We start from the raw sequence: 25,978 nt of genomic DNA, 5'->3' as shown, positions 1-25,978 counted from the left end.
GCATGCTGTCGATCTTTGTATACGCACTGGTGTTCGGCTTCGTGTTTTGCCTCTCGCCCGGCGCTGTTCTGGCAGAAACCCTGCGCCGTGGCCTGCTCCACGGCTTCACCCCGGCACTGCTGGTGCAGGTCGGCTCGCTGGTGGGCGACGCGGTATGGGCCGTTATCGGCCTGACCGGCATCGCGCTGCTGATCCAGCACGATGCCGTCCGCGTACCGCTGACCGTGGTTTGCGCGCTGTACCTGGCCTGGCTCGGTGTGCGCAGCTTGATCGATGCCTGGCACCTGCCGGCAGCCGATGACGTCCCTGCCAGCTCCCGGCAAAATGCGCTGGCGGTGGGCGCGGCGATTTCCCTCGCCAACCCCAAGAACATCGTTTACTGGGGCGCCCTGGGCAGTGCGTTGTCCGGCATTGTCGGCGCCACACCCAGCCACGGGCAAACCCTGATGTTTTTTGCAGGCTTCATGGTCGCGTCGGTGCTGTCGTGCTTTCTGGTGGCGGGACTGGTGAACCTGCTGCGCCAGAACGCTTCGCCCACCTGGCAGCGCGTCAGCTACGCAGTGTGCGGGCTGGTGCTGATTTATCTGGCCGTGCTCGCGGCGCAGGGTATATGACGCGATGTATACCAATCGTTATCTGAATGGACGCTGACCCATGAACCGTATCGAACAGATTGCGCTGATGGCGAACTACAACCAGTGGATGAACCGCAAGGTCTACCACGCGGCCGCCCAACTGACCGATGAAGCCCTGCGCAGGGACCGCCAGGCGTTCTTTGCCTCGATCTTCGGCACCTTGAACCACCTGGCCCTGGGCGACATCGTCTGGCTCAAACGCTTTGCCACGCATCCGGCCGGGTTTTCGGCGCTGACCCCCTTGAATGCCCTCGCCACCCCCGCCAACCTGAAACAACTGGCATTCACCGACCTGCAGGAACTGACCGCCCTACGCGTGTGGATGGACCAGATGATCATCGACTGGGCTGCGACCTTGCACGACGACGACCTCGACCAGCAATTGAGCTACCACACCATGGCGGGTGACGCGGCCAGCAAGCCGTTCTTCAGCCTGCTGGTGCACTTTTTCAATCACCAGACTCACCACCGCGGCCAGGTGACGACGTTATTGAGCCAGGCCGGACAGGATGTGGGGGATACAGACCTGCTGGCGCTGATGGATTGAAGCGTCGGATTTTTCTGTAGATAACTGATCTACCAAGGTTTTTAGCCCGCGCAAAGGATCGATAAAAGCCCCCTTCGACCTTGCATCGAAACGCCCGGGACTATATATTCCCAACCCTGCTGCACCGCGCTACCGCCCGAATGGCGAAACTGGTAGACGCATGGGACTTAAAATCCCCCGCTCGTAAGGGCGTCCCGGTTCGATTCCGGGTTCGGGCACCATAGATATCAAAGGGCTTGCCAGGGAAACCTGAGCAGGCCCTTGTCTTTTTCGTTCCGTAATTTCTCTCCAATGGCGTTCTGCCGAACGAACACTCAGGTAGTTGCTCTCATGTCAGAACCGCGTATTCGAGCGCTTGCTCTATGTGTCTTTCACCATCACGGAAAAATACTGGTCAATCAGTTCCACGACGCTGTTGAAGCACGAACTCTCTTTCGACCCATTGGCGGGGGTATTGAGTTCGGCGAGAGAGGCGTCGATGCCATCGCCCGTGAAGTGAAGGAAGAGCTGGGGCTTTCGATCAGCGACGTCCGATTGATTGGCACGCTGGAAAGTATTTTTACCTACGCAGGCAAGCCAGGACACGAAATAGTCTTCGTCTACGATGCAAGGTTCGACGACGCAGAAGTCTATGAAAAACCCTGGCTGGAGGGCCATGAAAGCGATGGGGCAGCGTTTCAAGCCACATGGTGTTTTGGCTCAAGCTTCAATGCTGGATCTCAGTTAGTACCTGAGGGGCTCTCCGAGCTGCTCAAAAGAGCCTCGCTGTTAGGGTGAATGCAGAAGTAGAGCGCAGGCACACTGCTTCGATAACGATGCACGGCGTCGCGAATATTGATCCTGCAATACGCTTCAATACCAGCGATCTCAAAGGCCGCGTGGTGTCCCTCGCGACAATCTACAACTACAAATAGCTTATAAAAACGCGAAAGCCAGTCGCAGGCGACTGGCTCGAATGCAAGGGCTGCCAAGCACTTACGTTGAGCGGCCCTCGCTGCGGTTTTGTTGTTTTTTAACGCCTTTCCCGTTCTTTCGCTCGTATTGATGGTGGATAAACCACACGACCAGCACTACACCGGCCAGACCAAAAATAAACAGCAACAGCTCTATCGCGGGACCTTCATGTGAAAACATCTTTCGTTCCTCGTCCTGAAGTATCGCGCCGCAAAAACGGGCGCCTCCGAAATTGTTTGTAACAATTCATACATTTCCAGAGTAGACGCCAAAACTGTGCGTGACAACCCCGATGGCGCCAGAACCCTTGATCCAGACGTGTCAGTCGTCGAAAACCGTTGCTGCACCCGCATTGAAAAAAGTGCTGCAGTGCTCGTCTCAAGATGTTGCAAGCTCAGATGGGCAGCGACTCTATCGTCCACCTGCTGACGCTTCCGATGTTCAAGGAATACGCGCTGGTTTTCGGGATTTGGGTTTATAGCCTGCAGTTGCGCACTACTGGCTACTTTTCGAACACGTGATGGACAGACGTGTGTTATTGCGCGGAGCCCTGCCGACGCAATAATTAAAATTGAAGCCGAAAAAAAGGGGCCGTTGCGGGCCCCTTTGCACATTCGAGTATTACTTGCTCAGCCATGACTCGACAGTGTCGGCGCCATGTTCGGCTTTCCACTCTTTCAAGCCTTTGTGATTGCCACCCTTGGTTTCAATCGTCTCCCCCGTGTGCGGATTCTTGTAGACCTTTACCTGGCGGGCTTTGCGCGTGCCCGCCTTGGGCGCAGCCACCGGAGCACGTCGGCCGCTTTGCGGATCCAGCAGGTTGATCACATCCTTGAGGCTGTAGCTGTACTTGGCGAGCAAATCGCGAAGCTTGGTTTCGAATTCAATTTCTTTCTTAAGGCCGGCATCGCCTTTTAAGTTCTCCAGCGCTTGAAGTTGTTCAGCGAGATGTTTTTCGAGTTGGCGGAATTCGGCGAGCTTGGACATGGGCATTTCCTGGAGAGTGGATAATTGTGCGGCACATTCAAATGGACACTTGAATAAGGCAGAAGTATCAATCGAATGTAGCGCGCAACAACAGCGTTTATTTGCGGCGAGCTGACTTATTGTGGCGAGCAGGTTTGTTGTGGCGAGCGGGCTTATGGTGGCGAGCGGGCTTGCCCCGCGTTGGGGTGCGAAGCGCCCCCAATCGAGCAAAACGCGGTGTGCCTGATACGGCTCAGCGCCTCGCTTTGGGGCTGCTGCGCAGCCCAACGCAGGACAAGCCTGCTCGCCACAGGAAATCTGCGCTTAACTGAACGGCATTCCCGCTCGCCACGGTGCGATTTCGACACTGACCGGTCACACGAGGTTCATAAACCAGACGGAAGGCGCACGCCGACGTCTAAAGTTGTGACGCACCGCGCAGATAACCCCTATGTCGTTTACATCCGCAACACTGTTCAAGGATCGAACTCATGCCCCCGAGTCAACCCAGCCGTACTGCCCTTGCCGGTCATCCGCGTTTTCGTTGGTTCGCTTTCATCCCGGTCATCCCCGCTGTCATCTGGATACTGTCGCAGTCCACTGCCCCGGCCAACCTTGCGGCCTGCGCCGTGCTGGTGTTGATCGGCCTCGGCGCCTGCGCCTGGAGTGCCGGTGCCCAGCGCGACGCCGTGCAGCGCGCCGTCGCGCTGGCAGAGGATTCAGCGGCGCAGGCGGGCCTGCAGGGTGTGGATTCACGCACCCAGCTCGACGAGATCCTGCTCGGCGCCATGCCGATCTGGGCCAAACAGGTGGAAAGCTCGCGGCAGCAGACCGAAGACGCGATCGTGAGCCTGGCCAATCGGTTCACCGGGATTTCCACGCGTTTGCAGGACACCGTGCAGGCCTCGCAGCAGGCCGCCGGCGAGCTGGATGGGCAGGCCGCCGAGGGCGCGCTCAAAGAGCTGGCCAGCAGCGACAGCGAGCTGAGCCAGGTGATCGATTCGCTCAAGGCCACCCAAACCAGCCGTGACCAGACCCTGACCCAGGTGCGCAGCCTCACGGCCTATACCGGCGAGCTGCGCACCATGGCCGCCGATGTCGCGGCCATTGCCGCGCAGACCAACCTGCTGGCGCTCAACGCCGCCATCGAGGCCGCACGTGCCGGAGAAGCCGGTCGCGGCTTTGCGGTGGTGGCCGATGCGGTGCGCAGTCTGTCGAGCAAATCCAGCGAGACCGGCCAGCAGATGTCGGCCAAGGTCGACATCATCAACAACGCCATCACCCAACTGGTGCAGGCGGCATCCAGCAGCGCCGACCAGGACAGCCACTCCGTTGCCGCGTCCGAGCAGAGCATCCAGCAGGTGCTCGAGCGCTTCCAGAACATCACCGGGCGCCTGGCCGACTCCGCCGACCTGCTCAAGCAGGAAAGCTACGGCATTCGCGACGAGATGACCGAGGTGCTGGTCAACCTGCAGTTCCAGGACCGGGTCAGCCAGATCCTCAGCCACGTGCGTGACAACATGCACGCCCTGCACGAACACCTGTTGCAGGCCAGTCAGTCGCCGGACCAGGCGCTGGTCGTCGACGCGCGCCAATGGCTGGCGAGCATGGAGGCCACCTACGCCACCGACGAACAACGCCGCACCCACCATGGCGAAGCAGCCGCGTCACAGAATTCTCAAGACATCACCTTCTTTTAAGGAGCACACCATGGCGAAGAATGTATTAGTGGTCGACGACTCCAGCAGCGTGCGGCAAGTGGTCGGCATTGCCTTGAAAAGCGCCGGTTACGACGTGATCGAGGCCTGCGACGGCCGGGATGCGCTGGGCAAGCTCACCGGGCAGAAGGTCCACTTGATCATCAGTGACGTGAACATGCCAAACATGGACGGCATCACCTTCGTCAAGGAGGTCAAGAAGCTGGCCAACTACAAGTTCACGCCGATCATCATGCTGACCACCGAGTCCCAGGAATCGAAAAAGGCCGAAGGCCAGGCGGCGGGTGCCAAGGCCTGGGTGGTCAAGCCGTTCCAGCCGGCGCAGATGCTGGCGGCGGTGTCCAAACTGATCCTGCCCTGACCACTGGCGCCATGGAGGGCCTCCCATGCCGATTACCTGCGAAACCGTTGACGGCACCACCTGCGTGGGCATCGACGGTGAACTGACGATCTACACCGTGGCCGAGCTGGCCGCCGCGCTGATGCCGCAACTGGGCACGGCGCCGCGCCTGGCGCTTGACCTGTCCCAGGTCACCGAGATGGACGGCGCCGGCCTGCAATTGCTCGCGGTGATCCACCGCGAAGCCGAGCACCGCGGCACGGTCCTGAGCCTGGCCGGCCAGAGCCCGGCGGTCGAGCAAACCTTCACCTTGTGTGGCGGCGTCGCCTTCTAGCGCCCACCGCCCCGTTCAAAGCACGACAAAGGAGTGTCCAGGTGAGTATCAACCTCGATCAGGCACAACAGACGTTCATCGTCGAGGCACGCGAACTGTTGCAGGCCATGGAGCAATCCCTGCTGCAACTGGAAAGCGAGCCCGGCGATCAGGATGCCATCGGCGCGGTGTTCCGCGCCGCACACACCATCAAGGGCTCCGCCGGCCTGTTCGGCCTGGAGCCGATCGTGAGCTTTACCCACATCGTCGAAGACGTGCTCGACCGCCTGCGCGATGCCAGTGTGGCGGTGGACGCCGCGCTGATCGCAGTGCTGCTCAAGTCCGGCGATCACATGCTCGAGCTGATCGACGTGGTGGCCAGCCGAGGTGAAGCGCTGCAGGCACCTGCGCTGGAGCGCGAAGCGGTGCTGCGCCAGGCGCTGAGTGCCTATCAGGGCGCGGACCACGCGGTGGCCGGCGTGCCGATGACTGCCGTGGTCAACGACACCCAAGGCGACGTGCTGTGGCACATTTCCCTGCGTTTTGGCGTGGACGTGTTCCGCAACGGCATGGACCCGCTGTCCTTTCTGCGCTACCTCGACACCTTGGGCCAGATACTGCAGGTCACCACCCTGACCGACCGCCTTCCGCCCTTGGACAGCTGGGACGCAGAGAGCTGCTACCTGGGCTTTGAGATCGACCTGCGCTCGGCGGCCAGCCACGCCACGCTCAATGAAGTCTTCGACTTCGTGCGCGACGACTGTGAAGTGCACATCAGCGCCATCGACGACACGCCGTTTGAGGAACCACCCAGCGGCATCGAACTGGTGGCGCAATCGGAACACTTGACGCCGGCGCCCCAGCGTGTGGCGACGAGCAGCGAAGCAAAACCCCGCGACGGCAACTATGTAAGGGTCAACGCCGACAAACTCGACGAACTGATCAACCTGGTCGGCGAACTGGTGATCGCCAGCGCCGGCGCCAGCCTGCTGGCGCGCTCGTGCAACAACGACCCGTTGCAGGAGGCCACGTCCACCGTGTCCGGGCTGGTGGAAGAGATCCTCGATGGCGCCCTGCACCTGCGCATGATCCCCATTGGCGACACCTTCAACCGCTTTCGCCGCGTGGTGCGCGACGTCAGCCAGGAACTGGGCAAGGACATCGACCTGCTCATCAGCGGCGCGGAAACCGAACTGGACAAAACGGTGGTGGAAAAGATCGGCGACCCGCTGATGCACCTGCTGCGCAATGCCATGGACCACGGCATCGAAAATGCCGCAGCGCGGCACGCGGCGGGCAAACCGAGCAAGGGCCACCTGAGCCTGAATGCCTACCACGACTCCGGCAGCATCGTCATCGAAATCGCCGACGACGGCGCCGGGCTCAACCGCGAGCGCATCCTCGAAAAAGCCCAGGAGCGCGGGCTGGTCGCCAGCGGCGCGCAACTCACCGATCAGGAGATTTACAACCTGATCTTCGAGGCCGGGTTCTCCACCGCCGAGGCGGTCACCAACCTGTCCGGGCGCGGCGTGGGCATGGACGTGGTCAAGCGCAACATCACTTTGCTGCGCGGCACCGTCGATCTCGACAGTCGCCCCGGCCAGGGCACGGTGGTGCGTATTCGCCTGCCGCTGACCCTGGCGATCATCAACGGTTTTCTGGTCGGCATCGATCAGTCCACCTACGTGATTCCGCTGGACATGGTGCAGGAATGCATCGAGCTGGACGAACACCAGCGCCAGTCGAGCCGCGACCAGGGTTATCTGGACCTGCGCGGCGAGGTGTTGCCGCTGGTGGACCTGCGTGAGCACTTCAGCCACGAAGGCCCGCCGGCGCGGCGCCAGAATGTGGTGGTGGTGCGTTACGCCGAGCACAAGGCCGGGCTCGTGGTGGATGACCTGCTCGGCGAGTTCCAGACCGTGATCAAACCCCTGGGCAAGCTGTTTGGCGCACTGCGCGGCATCAGCGGCTCAACCATCCTGGGTAGCGGTGCGGTGGCGTTGATTCTGGACGTGCCCGCCCTGCTCAGCCAAATCGTACAACTGGAAGCCCGTACGGCCCAGGCGCCTCAGTCGCCCTTGGTCGTCGTCCGCTGATGTATTTGCAACTCCATGGAGGTTCCCCCGATGAAATGGTTCTACGATCTTAAAATTTCCACCAAGCTGATCAGCTCGTTCCTGGTGGTGCTGGCGCTGACGGCGGTGATGGGCGGGTTCGCCATCCTCCAGCTGGGCTCTGTCAACCAGGCGGCCCAGGACATCCGGGGTAACTGGATGCCGTCGATGCGCGCGGCGGCCGGCATGCGATTTTTCGCCGCCAACTATCGCTTGAAGGAAAACCGCAACATCAGCACCGAAGTGCTCGAGGAAAAAGCCCAGGCCGAACGCGAAGCCGTCGAGGCGCGCCAGCAATTCGAAACCCGGCTGGGTACCTACGAGCAATTGCTGTCCAACGAAGAAGATCGTCAACTGCTGGCCGGTGTGAAGAGTGCCTGGGCCGCTTACCTTGCGGCCAGCCAGCAGCTGTTCGAGCTGTCCCGGCAGAATCAGGAAGTCCAGGCCCGTGCCCTCCTGCGTGGCGAATCCAAGACGCACTTCGATGAACTGATCACCCGCCTGCAGAAAATGATCGAACTCAACGACGCCGGCGCCACGGTCGCCGGGGACCACGGCACTGCGCTGTACGAGAATGCACGTCTGTCGATCATCGTCGTGCTGGTCGTGGCGCTGCTGATTGGCCTGGGCCTGGCGCTGTTCATCGCGCGAATCATCTCGCGTCCGTTGCGCCAGGCAGCGGCCGCCGCCGAGCAACTGGCCGAGGGCAACCTCAACGCGCATATCGACAGCGGCGCCAAGGACGAAACCGGCATGGTGCTCAATGCCATGCGCAACATGGTCGGCAAACTGGCGCACATCATCGGCGAAGTGCGCAATGCCGCCGACAACCTCGCCAGTGCCTCGGAACAGGTCAGCGCCACCGCGCAATCGATGAGCCAGGCCACCAGCGAGCAGGCTGCCAGCGTCGAGGAAACCAGCGCGTCGGTGGAGCAGATGAGCGCCAGCATCAACCAGAACACCGAGAACGCCAAGGTCACCGACGGCATGGCCAGCAAGGCTGCCAAGGAAGCCACCGAAGGCGGTGAATCGGTGCAGCAGACCGTGGTGGCAATGAAGAAAATCGCCCAGCGCATCAGCATCATCGATGACATCGCCTACCAGACCAACCTGTTGGCCCTTAACGCGGCCATCGAAGCGGCCCGGGCCGGCGAGCATGGCAAGGGCTTCGCAGTGGTGGCCGCCGAGGTGCGCAAGCTGGCGGAACGCAGCCAGGTGGCCGCGCAGGAAATCGGCGAGTTGTCGTCCAGCAGCGTGGAGATGGCCGAAACCGCCGGCAAGCTGCTCGGCGAAATGGTGCCGTCGATCAACAAGACTTCCGACCTGGTGCAGGAAATCAGCGCCGCCTCCGAGGAGCAGGCTGCCGGTGTCGCACAGATCAACACGGCGATGACCCAGCTCAACCAGGTGACGCAGCAGAACGCCTCGAGCAGTGAGGAACTGGCCGCCACCGCCGAAGAAATGAGCAGCCAGGCCGAACAGCTGCAGCAGGCCATGAGCTTCTTCGTGCTCGATGCGTCGCCCAGGGCCACGGTGCACAGCAGCGCGGTGGACACCGGCAACAAGCCCAACCGCCAGCCGCCGCGTCCGGCTGCGCCGGCACCGCGCAAGGCATTTGCCTACAGCATGGCCAGCGCCCCCGACGAATCGGAATTCACCCGTTTCTGATCGCACGCGACGCTACGGGCTCACAGGGAGAATCACATGGGCGCAGTAACCCCTTCCCGTCATACCGCGGTTGCGGTCGACGAGGATGCGCAATACCTGACCTTCATGCTCGGCGGCGAGATGTTCGCCATCGGCATTCTGGGCATCAAGGAAATTATCGAATACGGCAGCTTGACGGTGGTGCCAATGATGCCCGCGTTCGTGCGTGGCGTGATCAACCTGCGTGGCGCCGTGGTGCCGGTGGTGGACCTGTCGGCGCGCTTTGGCCGGCAGAATTCGGCCATCACCCGGCGCTCCTGCGTGGTCATCATCGAAGCCCGTACCGAAGACGGTCAGCCCCAGGACATCGGGCTGCTGGTGGACACCGTGTCGGCGGTGCAGGAAATCCCGGCGGCGCAGATCGAGCCACCGCCCAGCTTCGGCGCGCGCATTCGCGCCGATTTCATCAGCGGCATGGCCAAGGTCGAAGGCAAGTTCGTGATCGTGCTGGAGGTGGACAAGGTGCTGTCCATCGACGAGATGTCCAGCCTCGCCGAGGCTGGCCAGGCGCCAGCACTCGATACCGACGCGCGTTGAGGCCCGGTCATGCCAGATACCTCGTCGCTTGATGACCGCGAGTTCGGTCAGTTCCAGTCCTGGCTGTACCGCGCGGCTGGCATCAATCTGTCGCCGGCAAAAAAGGCACTGGTGGCCGGACGCCTGTTCAAACGCCTCAAGCATTATGAGTTGGAGAGCTATGGGGAGTATTTCAAGCTGATCATGAGCGACCAGCGCAAGGGCGAACTGCAGGTCGCGCTGGATTTGCTCACCACCAACGAAACCTATTTTTTCCGCGAGCCCAAGCATTTCGATTTCCTGCGCCAGCAGGTGCTGCCCAAAGCGGCGCCGGGCAAGCTGTTTCGCGTGTGGAGCGCGGCCAGCTCCTCCGGTGAAGAGCCTTACAGCCTGGCGATGACCCTGGCCGAAGGCCTGGGCACCACGCCGTGGGAGGTGATCGGCTCGGACATCAGCACCCAGGTGCTGGCCAAGGCACGCAGCGGGCATTACGCCATGGAGCGCGCCGGCACCCTGCCCCAGCCGCTGTTGAGCAAATACTGCCTCAAGGGCATCGGACGCCAGGAGGGCACCTTCCTGATCGACAAGCGTTTGCGCAGCCGGGTCAATTTCGTGCAGGTCAACCTCAACGAGCCGCTGCCCGGCCTGGGCGAGTTCGACGTGATCTTCCTGCGCAACGTGATGATCTACTTCGATCAGCAGACCAAGAGCCAGGTGGTTGCGCGCCTGCTGCCGCTGCTCAGGCCCGGCGGGCATTTCATCATCAGCCACTCGGAAAGCCTCAACGGCGTCAACGACACGTTGAAGCTGGTGGCGCCGTCGATTTACTGCAAGCCATGAAAAAGCCCGCCGATGCGCCCGAAGTGGTGTTGGCGCCAGGCCAGGTGAGCTTTGCGACGCGGCCAATGCGCCTGCGCACCCTGCTCGGCTCCTGCGTGGCGTTCACCTTCTGGCACCCGCAACGGCGCATCGGCGGCATGTGCCATTTCATGCTGCCAGCGCGCTTGCGCAAGGGCCAGCCCCTGGACGGCAAGTACGGCGACGAGGCACTTGAGCTGCTGCTGCGCCACGCCCACGTCAACGGCACGCGGGCGCAGGACTATCAGGTCAAGCTGTTCGGCGGCGGCGAGATGTTCCCCGAACAGCAGCGCCGCCTGCCGGACCAGGACGTGGCCAGCCTTAATATCCGCGCGGCGCTGGCCCTGACCGAGCGCCATCACCTGCACCTGGCCGCACAGGACATGGGCAGCACCGGCTATCGCACGATTGTGTTCGACCTGTGGAACGGCAACGTCTGGGTCCGGCACCAACCAATGGGAACACTCCAATAAATGCCTACCAAAAAAATCAGCGTGCTGCTGGTCGATGACTCGGCCGTGGTGCGCCAGGTGCTGCTGGCGATCCTCAACGACACGCCGGACATCCATGTGATGGGCGCGGCGTCCGACCCGATTTTCGCCATGGACAAGCTCGCCCGCGAATGGCCGGACGTGATCGTGCTGGACGTGGAAATGCCGCGCATGGACGGCATCACGTTTCTGCGCAAAATCATGAGCGAGCGCCCGACGCCCGTGGTGATCTGCTCCTCGCTGACCCAGAAAGGCGCGGAAACCTCGTTGCAGGCGCTGTCGGCCGGCGCCGTGGAAATCATCACCAAGCCCACCACCGGGCTGAAGAACTTCCTGATCGACTCGGCCGCCGAACTGGTGGCGGCGATCCGCGCGGCGGCCAACTCCAACGTCAAGAACCTCGGCAAACGCGCCGTCAGGCCTGCCGCCGCGCCCGCCCCGGCCAGCAAGCTCAGCGCCGACGCGATCCTGCCCGCCGCCAACGGCCACGCCATGGCCCAGACCACCGAACGCATCGTCGCCATCGGCACCTCCACCGGCGGCACCCAGGCGCTTGAGGCCGTGCTGACGGCGTTGCCGAGGGTGTGCCCGGGGATGGTGATCGTGCAGCACATGCCGGAAAAATTCACCGCGTCCTTTGCCGAACGCCTCAACAGCGTGTGCCAGATCGAAGTGCGCGAGGCGCGCAACAACGACCGCATCCTGCCGGGCCTGGCGCTGATCGCCCCCGGTGGCAAGCACCTGATGGTCACTCGCAGCGGCGCCTACTACCACGCGCAGGTGATCGACGGCCCGCTGGTCAACCGCCATCGTCCGTCAGTGGATGTGCTGTTTCGCTCGGTGGCGCGTTTTGCCGGCAAGAACGCCACCGGCATCATCATGACCGGCATGGGCGACGACGGCGCACGGGGCTTGAAGGAAATGCTCGACGCCGGCGCCGCCACGGTGGCTCAGGACGAGGCCAGTTGCGTGGTGTTCGGCATGCCGAAGGAGGCGATCAAGCTCAATGCCGCGCAGCGCATCATGGCGCTGCAGGACATTCATCAGGCGATTTTATACAAGTGAGCGGGTGCGCTGGCGGGCGGGCCGCGGGCGTCTGATCAGTTGCTGCCAGACAAGCTGCCCCTGCACCAGGGCAGCGGCGTGCAGAACCTTGTGCGTCCAGCGGGCATCCTGCGGGTCAACCACGACCACGCGAAACCCGTGATCCTCCCCTTCGATGCGCACGCCCTCGGAATCATCGACGTGCAGGTCGATGTCGAACGCCGGCGGGTACTTCGACGGCGCGTTGGACAGGCCGTGTACCGTCAGGGCGCGATTATGCAGCACGCTGTTGACCACACCGTCGACGCGGATGCCGTAGAGCAACAGCCAGCGGCGGATGTAGGACGGCGTGCGGCCGGACGAGGTATAAACCCAGACACTGCAACCCTGGCGGCGCAACTCGCGGATCAGCGCGCGGGTGCCCACCCGCAGCGGCTCGCCCAGCCATCGATGCACGCAGGCCGGCAGCCGGCTGGTTTCCGCCGCGCAGTGATGCTGCTGGCAGGCCAGGGTGTCGTCGATATCGAAGGAAATACGCATGCGTGGAAAGGCGCGCATCAATGGCCTCCCTGATGCAGCGGCCGGGGGCCGTCGCCCAGGAAAAACTTGCCTGGGGCGGGTGCCTGATGTTCCAGAAAGGCCGCGTATTTCTTCTTGATCTTGGGCAATTCGTACAACGCCTTGACTCCATGTTTTGCAGAGTTGCGGATCACCGAGGACGGATTGAAATAGCCCTCGGCGTTCTCCAGCGTCAGGACGAAGGGTGGTAAACCTGCGCGCATGAGCAAATAGCTGACAATCAGCGAACCGCTGCGGTTGTTGCCTTCAATGAACAGCTGCGGCTTGCTGAGAATGCGTACATAGACGCCGGCCGCACGCTTCCAGACCGACTCGCTGCGATACGCACAGTACCAATTGAACAGGTCCTTGATCCCGCCTTCAACGTTGTTGAAGAAGTGTTCCTCAGTCGCTGCCAGGTGCTGCGCGTATTCCAGCCGGCGCGCCGGGTCTGTACCGCACAGTACCACGGCGTTGATCTCCAGCATCAGGTTCAGTTGGTGTAGATCGAACAGGTCGACGCCGCGTGCGACATAGTCGTCAATCAACGCGTAGCCTTCAAGCACATTGTGCAGCACTTCGTCAGTCAGGGGGTCGCGCGGCTCGGTGAAGTGCCGGCTTAGCTCGGCGAAGCGATCCTGCACTTCACGCAGTGCGCGCTCAATGGCCGGCAAATCCAGGCGATGCGTTACAGACATTGAAACTCCTTGGAAAACCGAGGCAGGAAAATCTACCGGATGCCCGCCAATTCCATTTGGCGTTTGCAGGTAGGCGGTGTCGATGAGGCGGTGATGCTCAGCTGAACTTGCCGCTGATGTAGTCTTCGGTCATTTGCTCACGGGGTGTGCCGAAGATCTGCGCAGTGGCGCCCATCTCCACCAGATAGCCGGTGCGCGTGCCCTGGGAAATGTCCACCGAGAAAAACGCGGTGGTGTCCGCAACACGGATTGCCTGCTGCATGTTGTGGGTCACCAGCGCGATGGTGTAGTCCTTCTTCAACTCGACCATCAGCTCTTCGACCCGGCGAGTGGCAATCGGGTCGAGGGCCGAGCACGGTTCGTCCAGCAACAGCACTTCAGGCTCGGTGGCGATGGCGCGCGCGATGCACAGCCGTTGCTGCTGGCCGCCGGAGAGCGACAGGCCGCTGACCTTGAGCTTGTCCTTGACCTCGTCCCACAGCGCTGCGCCCTGCAGCGCGTGCTTCACGCGGTCGCCCAGGTCGCCCTTGTAGCGGTTCAGGCGCAGGCCGAAGGCGACGTTGTCGAAGATGCTCATCGAGAACGGGTTCGGCTGCTGGAACACCATGCCGATGTAACGACGCACCACCACCGGGTCGACGCCCTTGCCGTACACGTCCTGGCCGAGAAAATGCACATGGCCCTCGAAGCGGAAGCCCTTGACCAGGTCGTTCATGCGGTTGAGGCTGCGCAGCACAGTGCTCTTGCCGCAGCCGGACGGCCCGATGAAGCCGGTGATCTTGTTTTTTTCGATCGGCACGTGGCTGTCACGCACCGCCATGAAGTTGCCGTAGAAAATCTTGTCCAGCTTGCAGTCCATGACCACAGGCGAGTCGGTCACAAACGGAGCAGCAATTTGCGCAGTTGATACGTTCAAAATTCAGGTGCTCCCGCTCTTAATACTTGGGTTTGCCGAAAATACGGCTCACGATATTCACCACCAGCACGATCATCACCAGCACCAGCGAGGCCGCCCAGGCGAGTTCGAGCTGGTTGTCGAACGGCATGCCGGAGAAGTTGTAGATCAGCACGGCCAACGAGGCTGTCGGGTTCATGACGGCGAGGTTGCCGTCGTGGTAGATCCAGTAGTTGCTGAACAGCGCGGTAAACAACAGGGGGGCGGTTTCGCCTGCGGCGCGCGCCACGGCCAGCATCACACCGGTGAGGATCGCCGGCATGCCGGTGGGCAGAACGATTTTCCAGATCACCTGGGAACGGGTGCAGCCCATGCCGTACGCGGCGTCCTTCATGATCTTGGGCACCATTCTCATCGACTCTTCGGCCGTCAGCACCACGATCGGCAACATCAGCACGGCCAGCGCCACGCCCCCTGCAGGAGCCGAGTAAGTGCCGGTGGTCATCACCACCAGGGCGTAGGCAAACACGCCGGCCAGGATCGACGGCAGGCCGGTGAGCATTTTCGCGGCAAAGCGCGCCGCGCTCGCCAGCTTGCTGTCGGGGCCCAGCTCGGCGAGGAACACCGCCGCGAGGATGCCGACCGGCACGGCGATGGCCGCCGCGATACCGACCATCACCAGGGTGCCGGCCATGGCGTTGCCGAAACCGCCGCCGGTCTCGAAACCGGTGGGCGGCAGCTCGGTGAACAGTTCAAGACTCAGGCGCGCCCCGCCCCGGGTAATCAGCATATACAGCACGGAGATCAGCGGTACGCTGGCCAGCAGCGCCCCCAGCCAGACCAGCGTGGTCAACACCAGGCTGCGCAGGGCGCGGCCTTCGAAGCGGCGCTGCAGGCTGGGCAGCGCGATGTCGGGCGTGGTGAGGTTGGTCATTGCTTGGTCCCCCGCTGGGCGTAAAGCATGAGCATCGAGCCCGCCACGTTGACCAGCAGCGTGATGAACATCAGCACCAGCGCTGCATACATCAACACCTCGATCTCGTTCGGCCCGGCTTCTGGAAAGTTCAGCGCCAGCAAGGCCGCCAGGGTATTGGCCGGGGCGAACAGCGACAGCGAAATATTGTTCGCGTTGCCGACCAGCATCGCCAGGGCCATGGTTTCACCCAGGGCGCGACCCAGGCCCAGCACCAGGGAGCCGAAGATACCGGTGGCCGCCGACGGCACCATCACCTTGAGAATCGCTTCCCAGTGGGTGGTGCCCATGCCGTAAGCCGCCTGTTTGGTTTTCATCGGCACGCCGGTGAGCGCGTCCTGGGACACGGCGGCAATGGTCGGCAGGATCATGATGGCCAGCACCAGCGCGGCCGGGAGCAAGCCGGGGCCGCTCAAGGACGTGCCGAAAAACGGGATCCAGCCAAGCTCCGTGTTCAACCACGCGGTCAGCGGCCGGATGGCCGGGATGACCACGTAGATGCCCCACAGGCCGTACACCACGCTGGGGATGGCCGCGAGCAGTTCAACGATGGTACGAAACACCGCAGCCAGCTTGGCCGGGAGGAAATCCTGGGTGAGAAAAATGGCCATGCTGACGCCGAACACGCCGGCGATCAGCAATGCGATAAAGGCGCTGTACAGCGTGCCCCAGATCGCCGGCAAAATGCCGTATTTGCCTTGATTGACATCCCAGACGCTGCCCAGCAGCACGTCAAAGCCGTGCTTTTCCATGCCGGGAAGCGCCTTGCGCCCTACTTCGAACACCAGCGCGAAAACCAGCGCCAGCACCAGCACCACGCCGATGCGTGCAAGCGCGCGGAAGGTGCGGTCAACCACAAAATCCTTGGTGGACGGTGGCTGACACGCAGAGTCCGGGTTAACCGGTACGACAAAAGGTGAGTTCATGGGTTGCTTCCGAAACAGGGAGGACGCGCTCCCGGCGAGGCGGAGTGCCTGCGCCGGGAGTGAGCTGGCAAGCCTTACTGGATGTTGGCTGAAGCTTTGCGAACCTGTTCAACCACCGAAGCCGGCAGCGGGATGTAGCCCATCGAATCAGCGATTTTCTGACCTTCGGTGAGGCTGTATTCAACCATTTCGCGCATGGCCTTGGCCTTGGCCGGGTTGCCGTTGTCCTTGCGGAAGATCATCCAGGTGTAGGACGTGATCGGGTAGGACTTGGCGCCATCCGGGTCCGGCAGCCAGGCCACCAGGCTTTCAGGCATTTTTACCGCTGCCAGTGCTTCTGCACCGCTTTCGGCGTTCGGCACCACGTAGTGGCCGGCCTTGTTCTGCAACTGGGCGAAGTCGACCTTGGCCAGTTTGGCGAAGCCGTATTCGATATAACCAATCGCGCCCGGGGTCTGGCGTACGGTGGCGGTCACGCCATCGTTCTTGGGCGACTTGATGAACTTGTCGGTGGCCGGCCAGTTGACGGTGTTGCCTTCACCCATCGCGTCCTTGAACGCAGGGTTGATGGCCGCCAGGTGCTTGGTGAACACCGCAGTGGTGCCGCTGGAGTCCGCACGCACCACCACGGTGATCGGCGTATCGCTGAGTTTCAGGTCCGGGTTGGCGGCAACGATCTTGGGATCGTTCCACTTGGTGATCTTGCCCAGGAAGATGTCGGAATACACATCGCGCGGCAGCTTCAGCCCTTTGGGGTTGCCCGGCAGGTTATAGGCCAGCACGATTTCGCCGGCGGTCATCGGCAGCAATTGCACACCTTCGGCGACCTTGGCGATGTCTTCGTCTTTCATGGCCGAGTCGCTGGCGGCGAAGTCCACGGTCTTGTTGAGGAAATCCTGTACGCCCGCCCCGCTCCCTTTGGACTGGTAGTCCACCGTCACGCCCGCGCTTTTCTTGCTGAAATCCTTGAACCAGGTGAGATAGATCGGCGCCGGGAAACTGGCACCGGAGCCGGTCAGGCGGATGCTTTCGGCAGCAAACACCGAAGTGGCACTTAGTGAGACCGCGACGGCGAGTGCAGCTGACTTCATCAAGCTTTTCATTCAAGGAACTCCGTGTTGTATTTTCGGGCTCCCGGGACTTTGCAGCAGCTTTGTTACGTTTTTATGAAAAATGAATGGCAGGCAGGTTTTTGTCCCGTTTTACAGCGTCAAACGCTTATTTACGTGTCATTACTTCGTAACAAGATGCGACTAACACTCGATCATCCTCCCCACGCGAGTGTCTCCCATGTCTGCAACAGACGACGCCCTGATCCAGCGCATCCGCCGTGAGCTGCTCGATCACAGTGACGAAGAGCTGGAACTGGAATTGACCGAAGACGGCCATGACCTCAATGCGCTGCTGGATGAGCACATGGAGGAAAGCCCCGAAAAGGCCGAACGCAGGGTTTATTTCAGCGAATTGTTCCGCCTGCAGGGCGAACTGGTGAAGCTGCAAAGCTGGGTGGTCAAGACCGGGGCCAAGGTGGTGATCCTGTTCGAAGGCCGCGATGCCGCCGGCAAGGGTGGGGTCATCAAGCGCATCACTCAGCGGCTCAACCCCAGGGTGTGCCGAGTCGCCGCCCTGCCCGCGCCGAACGACCGCGAACGCACGCAGTGGTACTTCCAGCGCTACGTCTCACACCTGCCGGCGGCGGGCGAAATCGTGCTGTTCGACCGCAGCTGGTACAACCGCGCCGGCGTCGAACAGGTCATGGGATTTTGCAACGAGGCGCAATACGAAGAGTTCTTTCGCACCGTGCCGGAGTTCGAACGCATGCTCGCGCGCTCCGGTATCCAGTTGATCAAATACTGGTTCTCGATTTCCGATCAGGAACAGCACCTGCGCTTTCTCAGCCGCATTCATGATCCGCTCAAACAATGGAAACTGAGCCCCATGGACCTGGAATCCCGTCGCCGCTGGGAGGCCTACACCAAGGCGAAGGAAATCATGCTGGAACGCACTCATATCCCCGAAGCGCCCTGGTGGGTGGTACAGGCGGACAACAAGAAGAAGGCCAGGCTCAACTGCATCCACCATTTGCTCAAGCAGATGCCCTATGAAGAAGTCGAGGTGCCGATGATCGAGCTGCCCGAACGCGTCAGGCAGGAGGATTACCTGCGCAGCCCCACGCCGCCGGAAATCGTCATCCCGCTGGTTTACTGACAGCGTTCGGGTGCCCGCCATTGCGTGATCCCGACTCGCCCGCAGCGAGTCGGCTTGCCCTTCCCGGCTTTAGTCCATTACCTCCGCCACGCCGCGATCCTCACCCAAAAAACCACCACTCTGGTGGTGCCACAACCGCGCATAGATGCCGTTCTTGGCGAGCAGTTCGGTGTGGGTGCCCTGTTCGAGAATGCGGCCGTCATCCATGACGATCAGTCGGTCCATGGCGGCAATCGTCGACAGTCGATGGGCGATGGCGATCACGGTCTTGCCCTGCATCATTTCATCGAGGCTTTCCTGGATGGCCACTTCGACTTCCGAGTCCAGCGCGCTGGTCGCCTCGTCAAGCAGCAGGATCGGCGCGTTCTTGAGCATTACCCGGGCAATCGCGACACGCTGGCGCTGGCCGCCGGACAACTTGATGCCACGCTCGCCAACGAGCGTGTCGTAGCCGGTGTGGCCCTGGCGGTCACTCAATCGGCTGATGAACTCATCGGCCTGGGCGTTGGCCGCTGCCATGCGGATTTGCGCGTCGCTCGCATCGGGACGACCGTAGGCGATGTTGTCGCGAATGGAGCGGTGCAACAGCGACGTATCCTGAGTGACCATGCCGATGGCGCTGCGCAGGCTGTCCTGGGTCACCTGCGCGATGTCTTGCCCGTCAATCCGGATCGTGCCGCTGTCGACGTCATAAAAGCGCAGCAGCAGGTTGATCAGCGTGGACTTGCCGGCGCCGGAGCGCCCGACCAGACCGATTTTTTCGCCCGGGCGAATGTCCAGGCTCAGGCCATCGAGCACCTGGCGCTCGCCGTTGTAGTTGAAACTGACGTTGTCGAAGGTGACGGCGCCACCGGAGGTGACCAGCTCACCCGCGTCCGGCGCGTCCTGCACCTTGGCGCCGCGAGTCAGGGTGCCCATGCCATCCTGCACGGTGCCGATGCTCTCGAACAGCGAGGTCATCTGCCACATGATCCAGTGGGACATGCCATTGATGCGCAACGCCATGGCGGTGATCGCGGCCACGGCGCCCGCGCCGATCTCGCCCTGGTGCCAGAGCCATAGCGCATAACCTCCAGCGGCCATGATCAAGGCCACCACCAGGGCCTGGTTGACGATCTCGAACTGGCTGACCAGGCGCATCTGGCGAAAGCCGGTCTGCTTGAAATCTTCCATGGCCGCGCGGGCAAAATGCGCTTCGCGGTTGGAATGGGAGAACAGCTTCACGGTGGTGATGTTGGTGTAGGCGTCGGAAATACGGCCGGTCATCGACGAGCGTGCGTTGGCCTGCTCCTGCCCCACTTTGCCCAGACGGGGCACGAAGTACAGCATGGCCAGCCCGAACAACAGGATCCAGGCAATAAACGGCAGCATCAGTTTGAGCGCGAAGCCGCCGGCCAGCGCGATGATCGCGATGAAGTACACACCGATGCCGGGCAGGATCTCGATCAGGGTGAACAGCACGTCGCGCACCGCCAGCGCCGTCTGCATCACCTTGGTGGTGACCCGCCCGGAAAACTCATCGGAAAAAAACGAAAGGCTTTGCCGCAGCATCAGCCGGTGGAAGTCCCAACGCAGCCGCAATGGCAGGTTGATCGCCAAAATCTGGTGCTGCACCATCGTGCGCAACGCCACCAGGCCGACACTCAACACCATCACGATGCCCATACCCCACAACACACGGCTTTCCTGCGCGGCCGCATCACCGCCGGTCTGCCAGGTCGACAGCAAGTCGACGACCTGACCCAGGAAGGAAAACAGCCAGGCTTCGTAAATCGACACCGCGGCGCTCAGCAGCGCAAACGCCAGGATGTAGCCACGCGCGCCGCGGGTGCAGGCCCACAAAAAGCGCGCCAGGCCCTCTGGCGGCGGAGGGACTTCGTCAGGGGGGAATGGGTCGAGTCTTCGTTCAAACGCACGAAGCATGGTGGTCTCCAAAGCAATCAAGTTGGAGGGGATTCTGCCAGTTAACGATTGCTTTGGGGGGATCAGTGTGCGGGCTCGCGGGGATCAGACCTGCACGCTGAACCGCTGCGCCGCGCGCCGCTCGTACATTGCATCCTCAGTCTCGGCCGTCGCCCGCTCGCCTCTGTAGGACAGCTGGGTGATAAAAAGCCGGTCCTTGGCCCCCTTCAAATCCGACGGGTCGAATTCCCTTAACAGCGGCGCCAGATCAATGGTCCTGGCGAAGTTTTCGTTGGTCAGGCTATAAAAGCCCAGCCCCGACTGCACCGAATCGGCGTCCACCGTATCGATGGAGGCGTTGCGGTAGGCCACGGCTGCGGTTTTCAAGGCAACGGATTGATTGAGCAGATCCGTCAGCCGCCGAGTATCCGAACTGCTGAGCTGACTGGCCTTATCGCGCACTTTCAGGCTGCCGTCCGCCTCCACGGTGAAGCCATACTCTTTCGCGGCCAGGTCGGGAGCGGTGACCGCCAGCGTCGACTCGAACACCTTGAAGGACGCCTTCAGCGTGCTCAGCGCCCCGGAGGCGACCTCAACGAGTCGAGGAAAGTCTGGCGATTGGGAGCGACCGATCCAGGTATCGAAAACCTCAGGAGGCTTCACCGTGGCATCTGCTGGTCCACTCGGACTGGGATGGTAGACGGCCGCCGGGGAGGCGTTCGCCAGCGCTTCTTTTGCAGCGTCTGTCAGTGGCTGCACCACGAGCGTCTGACCGGAAGGCATGAGGCTGGTGTTGGCTGGCGGGGTATAGGCAGCGCTAACGGGAAGAGTCATTTCATCAGTCCTTGATTGGTGGGGCTCATAGCGTTTATCGACAGCGATGGGCCAGGCTTTAGCGTCTGCTGACGTGAACCGGTTGCAAAAAACGCGAGGATGATGTCGACTTTGGTGTCGAACATCCGCCGCCAGGGCTTTTGTGGCGAGCGGGCTTGCCCCGCGTTGGGCTGCGCAGCAGCCCCGACAAAGATGAATGCGCTGTCTCAGGCACTCCGCGGTGACGGGTTTTGGGGCTGCTACGCAGCCCAACGCGGGGCAAGCCCGCTCGCCACAGGGGGCACTCGGTGGTTGTCTAAAAGGTGTGGATACTCAGGCCAGCGACGAAGTCTCGATAGCTGTGCAAGCTGCACCTTAATCGGTCCATGATTGGCGGGCTCATAGCTTTTTTTGGTGTCGACCATGGGTTACTCCTTTTGCGCAGAGAATGCTTTTGTGGCGAGCGGGCTTGCCCCGCGTTGGGCTGCGCAGCAGCCCCGACAAAGATGAATGCGCTGTCTCAGGCACTCCGCGGCGACGGGTTTTGGGGCTGCTGCGCAGCCCAACGCGGGGCAAGCCCGCTCGCCACAGGGGGCACTCGGTGGTTGTCTAAAAGGTGTGGATACTCAGGCCAGCGATGAAGTCTCGATAGCTGTGCAAGCTGCACCTTAATCGGTCCATGATTGGCGGGCTCATAGCTTTTTTTGGTGCCGACCATGGGTTACTCCTTTTTGCGCAGAGAATGCTTTTGTGGCGAGCGGGCTTGCCCCGCGTTGGGCTGCGCAGCAGCCCCAAAACCAGACGCTGAGCCGTATCAGGTACACCGCGTTTTGCTCGATGGGGGGCGCTTCGCACCCCAACGCGGGGCAAGCCCGCTCGCCACAAGGGGCACTCGTGATGGAGAGCTACCGGTTTATCGAGCAGCGCCTTGCAGCGCGCGCTGACGGCGCGGCTTACAACATTGTTCATCCAGTGCTGCTGGTTTTCTGGATGTGGGGGAAGTGGATCGATATAGACATGAGCCTGCATTTCCCCCACTGGACTCAACGTATTCAGTCAATTATCGAAAGGCCTGCCGTGCAACGGGCATTGGCCACCGAGGGTATCGATATCAATACCTTCGGATAAACACTGATAGCACACGCACAGGTCAGCAGGCCCCTGGCGGAATGCCGTCCTTGTTGAAGTCCTTCAAACGCTCACGCTCTTGTTCGGTTGAATGCGCGGGGGTCTGCTGTTCCTGTTCCGGTTGCTTCTTCTTTTCTTCAGTCATCGCGGTGTCCTCTGGGTGGTCTGTGTTTCGGCAGTCCAAGCCGCTGGCAGTTCAACCGGGATGCAGGTGCCGCGCCCGGCAACAAATTTAGAACTCGCTCCGTTCTTCAGCACTCGGATGAGAAAGCACCGAAAACATTGAAGGATCGAGGCTATGCAGAACCTCAGGATCGCCACATTCAACGTCAACGGCATCGGCGCGCGGTTGCCCAACCTGTTGCAGTGGCTGGAGAAAGAGCGGCCGGACATTGTCTGCCTGCAGGAACTCAAGGCTCAGGACAAAGCCTTCCCCGCTGCCGAGCTTGAGGCGGCAGGCTATGGTTGTCTGCACCATGGGCAGGCCGCGTGGAATGGCGTGGCGATTCTTGCCCGCGACTCCGAACCCCTGTTGATCCACAAAGGCTTGCCCGGCGCGGAAGACGACTCGCAGTCGCGCTACCTCGAAGCCGCCGTGCATGGCGTGGTGGTCGGTTGCCTCTACCTGCCCAACGGCAACCCGCAACCGGGGCCCAAGTTCGAGTACAAGCTCAAGTGGTTCGAGCACCTGATCAAGCATGCCCGCACGTTGCAATCGGGCGAACACCCGGTGGTGCTGGCCGGGGACTTCAATGTGGTGCCCACCGACGCCGATATTTACAGCACCCGTTCATGGCTCAAGGATGCCCTGCTGCAGCCGGAGAGTCGCGAGTGCTATCAACGGTTGCTGGACCAGGGCTGGATCGACTCGGTGCGTCACCTGTATCCCGAGGAGCGGGTCTATACGTTCTGGGATTACTTCCGGCAACACTGGCAGAAGAATTCCGGCCTGCGTATCGACCATCTCCTGCTCAACCCGGTACTCGCCCCGCATCTCAAAAACGCCGGTGTGGATGCCTGGGTGCGCGGCGAGGAACACGCCAGCGATCATGCGCCCACCTGGATCGAGCTGTCGTCGCGCAAAACGCGCGCTAAGAAAAAGCCGCAGGCGAACAAAGCCCTGGAGGAGTACCACCACAAACGTGATTTCGATGCGACCTCGGAACCCGCAGGCGGCACGTCCAGGGGCAGGACACGCACAGAGCCGAACGCCCTGCAGTTCTGCATTCAAAAGCATGACGCCAGCCGCCTGCACTACGATTTTCGCCTCGAACTCGACGGCACCCTCAAAAGCTGGGCCGTGCCCAAGGGGCCTTCTCTGGACCCGAAAAACAAGCGCCTGGCCGTGCACGTCGAAGACCACCCGCTGGACTATGCGACCTTTGAAGGCAGCATCCCCGAGGGCCATTACGGTGCTGGCGACGTCATCGTGTGGGACCGCGGCATCTGGAAACCGCTGTCGGATCCGGTGCAAGCCTACGCCAAAGGCCGCCTCAAATTCGAGCTGCAGGGCGAAAAGCTGGGGGGCGTGTGGAACCTGGTCAAGACGCATATGCCGGGCAAGCAGGAGCAATGGTTTCTGATCAAGCATCAGGACGAATTCGCCCGCGCCGACAGCGATTACGACGTGGTCGAAGCCGAGCCACACAGTGTGCTGAGCGAGCGCACCATCGTGCAGAAAAAGCGCAAGGCGGCGCAGGCCAAACCCGTCGACCAGGCCCCCGCCAAGCGCGCCAGGCCCACACGCGCAAAAAAGCTGGAGAATGCCCGGCCGGCGGCGCTGCCGCAAAGCCTTAAGCCTGAGCTGGCCACGCTGGTGGATTCCCCACCCGAGGGTGATTGGCGCTATGAAATCAAGTTCGACGGCTACCGCATCCTGGCCCGGGTGGAAGACGCCAAGGTGCAGTTATTCACGCGCAACGGCAACGACTGGACGCATAAGCTGCCGCGCCAGGCCGAGGCGATTGCCAGCCTGGGCCTCACATCTGCCTGGCTGGATGGCGAAGTGGTGGTTGCCAACGAACACGGCGTGCCGGATTTCCAGGCCTTGCAAAATGCGTTCGAGCAGGCGCGCAGCGGCAACATCGTTTACTACCTTTTCGACCTGCCCTTTCTCAACGGCATGGACCTGCGTGAGGTGCCGGTGGAGCAACGCCGAGGCGCCCTGGCCAAGGTGCTGGAACGCAGCGAAGGCGATCTGCTCAAGTATTCGGCGGACTTCGCTGAAACGCCCGAGGCACTGCTCAACAGCGCCTGCGACATGCACATGGAAGGTCTGATCGGCAAACGCGTGGGCAGCGCGTACCAGTCACGGCGCAGCGGCGACTGGATCAAACTCAAATGCAAGCGGCGCCAGGAGTTCGTCATCGTCGGTTATACCGAACCCAAGGGCTCGCGCAGCAAGTTCGGCGCGCTGTTGCTGGGGTTGCATGATGACGACAGCGGCGAACTGCGGTACGCGGGCAAGGTCGGTACCGGCTTCAACCAGGCCACACTGGCGACGATCTTCGCGCAACTGACCCCGCTTGAGGTCAAGAAACCTGCGGTGGTCAACCCGCCAACGGGGTTCGAGGCCAAGGGCGTGCACTGGCTCAAGCCCGCGCTGCTCGCGGAAGTGGCGTTCGCCGAAATCACCCAGGACGGCTTCGTCAGGCAGGCGGTGTTTCACGGGCTGCGCAACGACAAACCCGCCAGGTCGATTAGCGAAGAGCGCCCTGCCCTTGCCGTCAAACCTAAAACCGCCAGGAAGACCAAGGCGATGACCAAGACTGCATCCGACAAAAACGGCTCGACCACGCTCAGGCTCACCCATCCTCAACGCGTGATCGACTCCGGCAGCGGCGCGACCAAGCGTGACCTGGCGGACTATTACATCGGCGTCAGCGACTGGATCCTGCCGCAGTTGCGCAACCGGCCTGTCGCCCTTGTGCGTGCGCCGGATGGCATCGGTGGCGAGTTGTTTTTTCAGAAAAACGCAGAACACCTGGCGATTCCCGGCATCGAGATCATCGGCAAGCAAGAGACCGGTCACCCGGTGATGCTGATCAACAACATCGAGGCACTGGTCGGCGCGGTGCAGATGAACACCATCGAGCTGCATACCTGGAATGCAGTGTCCAAAAACCTGCAAAAACCCGACCGCTTCATTCTCGACCTGGACCCGGACCCGGCGCTGCCCTGGAAAAGCATGATCGAGGCCACCCAACTGACCTTGACGGTACTGGACGAACTGGGGCTCAAATCCTTTCTCAAGACCAGCGGCGGCAAGGGTATTCATATCGTCGTGCCGCTGACCCCGAAGGCGGACTGGGACGCGGTCAAAAGCTTCAGCCACGCGGTGGTCAAACATATCGCCAACCTGCTGCCGGACCGGTTCTCGGCGGTTTCCGGGCCAAAAAACCGGGTGGGGCGGATTTTCATCGACTACCTGCGCAATGGCCTGGGCGCCACCACCATCTGCGCCTATGCAGCGCGCAGCCGCGAGGGCTTGCCGGTGTCGGTGCCGATCTTCAAGGACGAGTTAAAAGACCTCAAGGGCGCCAACCAATGGACCGTGCGTAATCTGCATGAGCGCCTGGGCGAGCTGGACGCCGACCCGTGGGCCGATCTGCCTGGAATCCGGCAAACCATCACGGCCCAGATGCGTAAACGCATCGGCCTGAAGTGAGCACACA

At 61.7% G+C, this 25,978-nt stretch carries 25 protein-coding genes, 1 tRNA gene and 1 pseudogene; 16 read left to right on the top strand and 11 right to left on the bottom strand.

All coding sequences use genetic code 11. The features are described 5' to 3' along the window. The first annotated feature begins 2 nt into the window (after positions 1-2). From ACXX81_RS09870 to ACXX81_RS09855, 4 genes are all read left to right on the top strand, one after another. A complete protein-coding gene (locus tag ACXX81_RS09870) occupies positions 3-614 on the top strand; it encodes a LysE family transporter (protein WP_209982092.1) in 612 nt (203 codons plus the stop codon). 40 nt (positions 615-654) lie between these two features. Continuing rightward, positions 655-1,182, top strand: a complete 528-nt coding sequence (locus ACXX81_RS09865) for a DinB family protein (RefSeq protein ID WP_458571592.1) — start codon at positions 655-657, stop codon at positions 1,180-1,182. A 134-nt stretch (positions 1,183-1,316) separates the two neighbouring features. Beyond that, positions 1,317-1,403: transfer RNA gene (locus ACXX81_RS09860), tRNA-Leu, on the top strand. A gap of 109 nt (positions 1,404-1,512) precedes the next feature. Continuing rightward, positions 1,513-1,959, top strand: a complete 447-nt coding sequence (locus ACXX81_RS09855; protein ID WP_458571591.1) for an NUDIX hydrolase — start codon at positions 1,513-1,515, stop codon at positions 1,957-1,959. 198 nt (positions 1,960-2,157) lie between these two features. Here ACXX81_RS09855 and ACXX81_RS09850 read toward each other — a convergent pair whose 3' ends face one another. Both ACXX81_RS09850 and ACXX81_RS09845 read right to left on the bottom strand, forming a co-directional pair. Continuing rightward, positions 2,158-2,316 (bottom strand): hypothetical protein, encoded by a 159-nt coding sequence (locus ACXX81_RS09850; protein ID WP_169793821.1) that lies wholly within the window; start codon positions 2,314-2,316, stop codon positions 2,158-2,160. Positions 2,317-2,757: 441 nt separating this feature from the next. After that, positions 2,758-3,123 carry a histone-like nucleoid-structuring protein, MvaT/MvaU family gene (locus ACXX81_RS09845; RefSeq protein WP_231421315.1) on the bottom strand — a complete coding sequence of 122 codons (366 nt, stop codon included), beginning with the start codon at positions 3,121-3,123 and terminating at the stop codon, positions 2,758-2,760. A gap of 470 nt (positions 3,124-3,593) precedes the next feature. On the opposite strand from ACXX81_RS09845, the gene ACXX81_RS09840 reads away from it, so the two are divergent. From ACXX81_RS09840 to ACXX81_RS09800, 9 genes and pseudogenes are all read left to right on the top strand, one after another. After that, positions 3,594-4,802: a methyl-accepting chemotaxis protein gene (locus ACXX81_RS09840; protein WP_458571590.1), complete on the top strand. Its 1,209-nt coding sequence runs from the start codon at positions 3,594-3,596 to the stop codon at positions 4,800-4,802. Positions 4,803-4,812: 10 nt separating this feature from the next. After that, positions 4,813-5,181: a response regulator gene (locus ACXX81_RS09835; protein ID WP_024076566.1), complete on the top strand. Its 369-nt coding sequence runs from the start codon at positions 4,813-4,815 to the stop codon at positions 5,179-5,181. Positions 5,182-5,206: 25 nt separating this feature from the next. Beyond that, entirely contained in the window at positions 5,207-5,494 is a 288-nt protein-coding gene (locus ACXX81_RS09830; RefSeq protein WP_458571589.1) for an STAS domain-containing protein, read from the top strand. Between the two features lie 41 nt (positions 5,495-5,535). After that, positions 5,536-7,569, top strand: coding sequence for a chemotaxis protein CheA (locus tag ACXX81_RS09825; protein WP_458571588.1), 2,034 nt, complete (start codon positions 5,536-5,538; stop codon positions 7,567-7,569). Positions 7,570-7,599: 30 nt separating this feature from the next. Further along, positions 7,600-9,255: a methyl-accepting chemotaxis protein gene (locus ACXX81_RS09820; protein WP_458571587.1), complete on the top strand. Its 1,656-nt coding sequence runs from the start codon at positions 7,600-7,602 to the stop codon at positions 9,253-9,255. Positions 9,256-9,291: 36 nt separating this feature from the next. After that, positions 9,292-9,831, top strand: a complete 540-nt coding sequence (locus ACXX81_RS09815) for a chemotaxis protein CheW (protein WP_209982108.1) — start codon at positions 9,292-9,294, stop codon at positions 9,829-9,831. A 9-nt stretch (positions 9,832-9,840) separates the two neighbouring features. Beyond that, positions 9,841-10,650, top strand: a complete 810-nt coding sequence (locus tag ACXX81_RS09810) for a CheR family methyltransferase (RefSeq protein ID WP_209982110.1) — start codon at positions 9,841-9,843, stop codon at positions 10,648-10,650. Then, positions 10,647-11,179 (top strand): annotated as a pseudogene (cheD, locus tag ACXX81_RS09805) (chemoreceptor glutamine deamidase CheD). Before ACXX81_RS09810 ends, cheD begins: the two are co-directional and overlap by 4 nt. After that, entirely contained in the window at positions 11,142-12,224 is a 1,083-nt protein-coding gene (locus ACXX81_RS09800) for a protein-glutamate methylesterase/protein-glutamine glutaminase (protein ID WP_209982114.1), read from the top strand. Before cheD ends, ACXX81_RS09800 begins: the two are co-directional and overlap by 38 nt. On the opposite strand, the gene ACXX81_RS09795 is transcribed toward ACXX81_RS09800, so the two are convergent. The 6 genes from ACXX81_RS09795 to pstS form a co-directional block, all read right to left on the bottom strand. Continuing rightward, positions 12,213-12,761: a hypothetical protein gene (locus tag ACXX81_RS09795; protein ID WP_209982115.1), complete on the bottom strand. Its 549-nt coding sequence runs from the start codon at positions 12,759-12,761 to the stop codon at positions 12,213-12,215. The two genes, ACXX81_RS09800 and ACXX81_RS09795, sit on opposite strands and share 12 nt — an antisense overlap. Continuing rightward, positions 12,761-13,459 carry a hypothetical protein gene (locus ACXX81_RS09790; protein ID WP_209982118.1) on the bottom strand — a complete coding sequence of 233 codons (699 nt, stop codon included), beginning with the start codon at positions 13,457-13,459 and terminating at the stop codon, positions 12,761-12,763. Before ACXX81_RS09790 ends, ACXX81_RS09795 begins: the two co-directional genes overlap by 1 nt. Before the next feature lie 97 nt (positions 13,460-13,556). Continuing rightward, positions 13,557-14,318, bottom strand: coding sequence for a phosphate ABC transporter ATP-binding protein PstB (pstB, locus tag ACXX81_RS09785; protein WP_057010279.1), 762 nt, complete (start codon positions 14,316-14,318; stop codon positions 13,557-13,559). A 76-nt stretch (positions 14,319-14,394) separates the two neighbouring features. After that, the gene (gene pstA, locus ACXX81_RS09780) at positions 14,395-15,288 is read right to left on the bottom strand and encodes a phosphate ABC transporter permease PstA (protein ID WP_057010278.1); all 894 of its coding nucleotides are present in this window, start codon (positions 15,286-15,288) and stop codon (positions 14,395-14,397) included. Continuing rightward, a complete protein-coding gene (gene pstC / locus ACXX81_RS09775; RefSeq protein ID WP_209982120.1) occupies positions 15,285-16,253 on the bottom strand; it encodes a phosphate ABC transporter permease subunit PstC in 969 nt (322 codons plus the stop codon). Before pstC ends, pstA begins: the two co-directional genes overlap by 4 nt. 74 nt (positions 16,254-16,327) lie before the next feature. Then, on the bottom strand, positions 16,328-17,356 hold the full coding sequence (pstS, locus tag ACXX81_RS09770; RefSeq protein ID WP_209982122.1) for a phosphate ABC transporter substrate-binding protein PstS: 1,029 nt from the start codon (positions 17,354-17,356) through the stop codon (positions 16,328-16,330). 187 nt (positions 17,357-17,543) lie between these two features. Here pstS and ppk2 point away from each other — a divergent pair, with 187 nt between their 5' ends. Beyond that, positions 17,544-18,461 carry a polyphosphate kinase 2 gene (gene ppk2 / locus ACXX81_RS09765; protein ID WP_209982124.1) on the top strand — a complete coding sequence of 306 codons (918 nt, stop codon included), beginning with the start codon at positions 17,544-17,546 and terminating at the stop codon, positions 18,459-18,461. 69 nt (positions 18,462-18,530) lie between these two features. On the opposite strand, the gene ACXX81_RS09760 is transcribed toward ppk2, so the two are convergent. Further along, positions 18,531-20,384, bottom strand: coding sequence for an ABC transporter ATP-binding protein (locus ACXX81_RS09760; protein WP_458571586.1), 1,854 nt, complete (start codon positions 20,382-20,384; stop codon positions 18,531-18,533). Between the two features lie 84 nt (positions 20,385-20,468). Continuing rightward, a complete protein-coding gene (locus tag ACXX81_RS09755) occupies positions 20,469-21,197 on the bottom strand; it encodes a hypothetical protein (protein ID WP_231421322.1) in 729 nt (242 codons plus the stop codon). Positions 21,198-22,070: 873 nt separating this feature from the next. Between ACXX81_RS09755 and ACXX81_RS09750 the strand changes: the two genes are divergently transcribed. Next, positions 22,071-22,304 carry a glutathione S-transferase family protein gene (locus ACXX81_RS09750; protein ID WP_458571585.1) on the top strand — a complete coding sequence of 78 codons (234 nt, stop codon included), beginning with the start codon at positions 22,071-22,073 and terminating at the stop codon, positions 22,302-22,304. Positions 22,305-22,326: 22 nt separating this feature from the next. On the opposite strand, the gene ACXX81_RS09745 is transcribed toward ACXX81_RS09750, so the two are convergent. Continuing rightward, a complete protein-coding gene (locus tag ACXX81_RS09745) occupies positions 22,327-22,449 on the bottom strand; it encodes a hypothetical protein (protein ID WP_003230191.1) in 123 nt (40 codons plus the stop codon). Between the two features lie 153 nt (positions 22,450-22,602). On the opposite strand from ACXX81_RS09745, the gene ligD reads away from it, so the two are divergent. After that, positions 22,603-25,971, top strand: a complete 3,369-nt coding sequence (ligD, locus tag ACXX81_RS09740; RefSeq protein WP_458571584.1) for a DNA ligase D — start codon at positions 22,603-22,605, stop codon at positions 25,969-25,971. Positions 25,972-25,978: the final 7 nt, after the last annotated feature.

Source organism: Pseudomonas sp. GNP013 (assembly GCF_054343995.1).
The sequence above is the reverse complement of the archived record's forward strand: the minus strand, read 5'-3'. Positions and strand labels throughout refer to the sequence as shown.

Bases quoted from the DNA above. Each gene is read 5' to 3' on its own strand.
- ACXX81_RS09795 (WP_209982115.1), bottom strand. From the start codon at position 12,761: ATGCGCGCCTTTCCACGCATGCGTATTTCCTTCGATATCGACGACACC.
- ACXX81_RS09835 (WP_024076566.1), top strand. From the start codon at position 4,813: ATGGCGAAGAATGTATTAGTGGTCGACGACTCCAGCAGCGTGCGGCAA.
- pstB (WP_057010279.1), bottom strand. From the start codon at position 14,318: ATGGACTGCAAGCTGGACAAGATTTTCTACGGCAACTTCATGGCGGTG.
- ACXX81_RS09870 (WP_209982092.1), top strand. From the start codon at position 3: ATGCTGTCGATCTTTGTATACGCACTGGTGTTCGGCTTCGTGTTTTGC.
- ACXX81_RS09840 (WP_458571590.1), top strand. From the start codon at position 3,594: ATGCCCCCGAGTCAACCCAGCCGTACTGCCCTTGCCGGTCATCCGCGT.
- ACXX81_RS09745 (WP_003230191.1), bottom strand. From the start codon at position 22,449: ATGACTGAAGAAAAGAAGAAGCAACCGGAACAGGAACAGCAGACCCCC.
- pstS (WP_209982122.1), bottom strand. From the start codon at position 17,356: ATGAAAAGCTTGATGAAGTCAGCTGCACTCGCCGTCGCGGTCTCACTA.
- ACXX81_RS09755 (WP_231421322.1), bottom strand. From the start codon at position 21,197: ATGACTCTTCCCGTTAGCGCTGCCTATACCCCGCCAGCCAACACCAGC.
- ligD (WP_458571584.1), top strand. From the start codon at position 22,603: ATGCAGAACCTCAGGATCGCCACATTCAACGTCAACGGCATCGGCGCG.
- ACXX81_RS09865 (WP_458571592.1), top strand. From the start codon at position 655: ATGAACCGTATCGAACAGATTGCGCTGATGGCGAACTACAACCAGTGG.
- ACXX81_RS09800 (WP_209982114.1), top strand. From the start codon at position 11,142: ATGCCTACCAAAAAAATCAGCGTGCTGCTGGTCGATGACTCGGCCGTG.
- ACXX81_RS09760 (WP_458571586.1), bottom strand. From the start codon at position 20,384: ATGCTTCGTGCGTTTGAACGAAGACTCGACCCATTCCCCCCTGACGAA.
- ACXX81_RS09820 (WP_458571587.1), top strand. From the start codon at position 7,600: ATGAAATGGTTCTACGATCTTAAAATTTCCACCAAGCTGATCAGCTCG.
- ACXX81_RS09790 (WP_209982118.1), bottom strand. From the start codon at position 13,459: ATGTCTGTAACGCATCGCCTGGATTTGCCGGCCATTGAGCGCGCACTG.
- pstC (WP_209982120.1), bottom strand. From the start codon at position 16,253: ATGAACTCACCTTTTGTCGTACCGGTTAACCCGGACTCTGCGTGTCAG.
- ACXX81_RS09850 (WP_169793821.1), bottom strand. From the start codon at position 2,316: ATGTTTTCACATGAAGGTCCCGCGATAGAGCTGTTGCTGTTTATTTTT.
- ppk2 (WP_209982124.1), top strand. From the start codon at position 17,544: ATGTCTGCAACAGACGACGCCCTGATCCAGCGCATCCGCCGTGAGCTG.
- ACXX81_RS09855 (WP_458571591.1), top strand. From the start codon at position 1,513: ATGTCAGAACCGCGTATTCGAGCGCTTGCTCTATGTGTCTTTCACCAT.
- ACXX81_RS09830 (WP_458571589.1), top strand. From the start codon at position 5,207: ATGCCGATTACCTGCGAAACCGTTGACGGCACCACCTGCGTGGGCATC.
- ACXX81_RS09845 (WP_231421315.1), bottom strand. From the start codon at position 3,123: ATGTCCAAGCTCGCCGAATTCCGCCAACTCGAAAAACATCTCGCTGAA.
- ACXX81_RS09810 (WP_209982110.1), top strand. From the start codon at position 9,841: ATGCCAGATACCTCGTCGCTTGATGACCGCGAGTTCGGTCAGTTCCAG.
- ACXX81_RS09815 (WP_209982108.1), top strand. From the start codon at position 9,292: ATGGGCGCAGTAACCCCTTCCCGTCATACCGCGGTTGCGGTCGACGAG.
- pstA (WP_057010278.1), bottom strand. From the start codon at position 15,288: ATGACCAACCTCACCACGCCCGACATCGCGCTGCCCAGCCTGCAGCGC.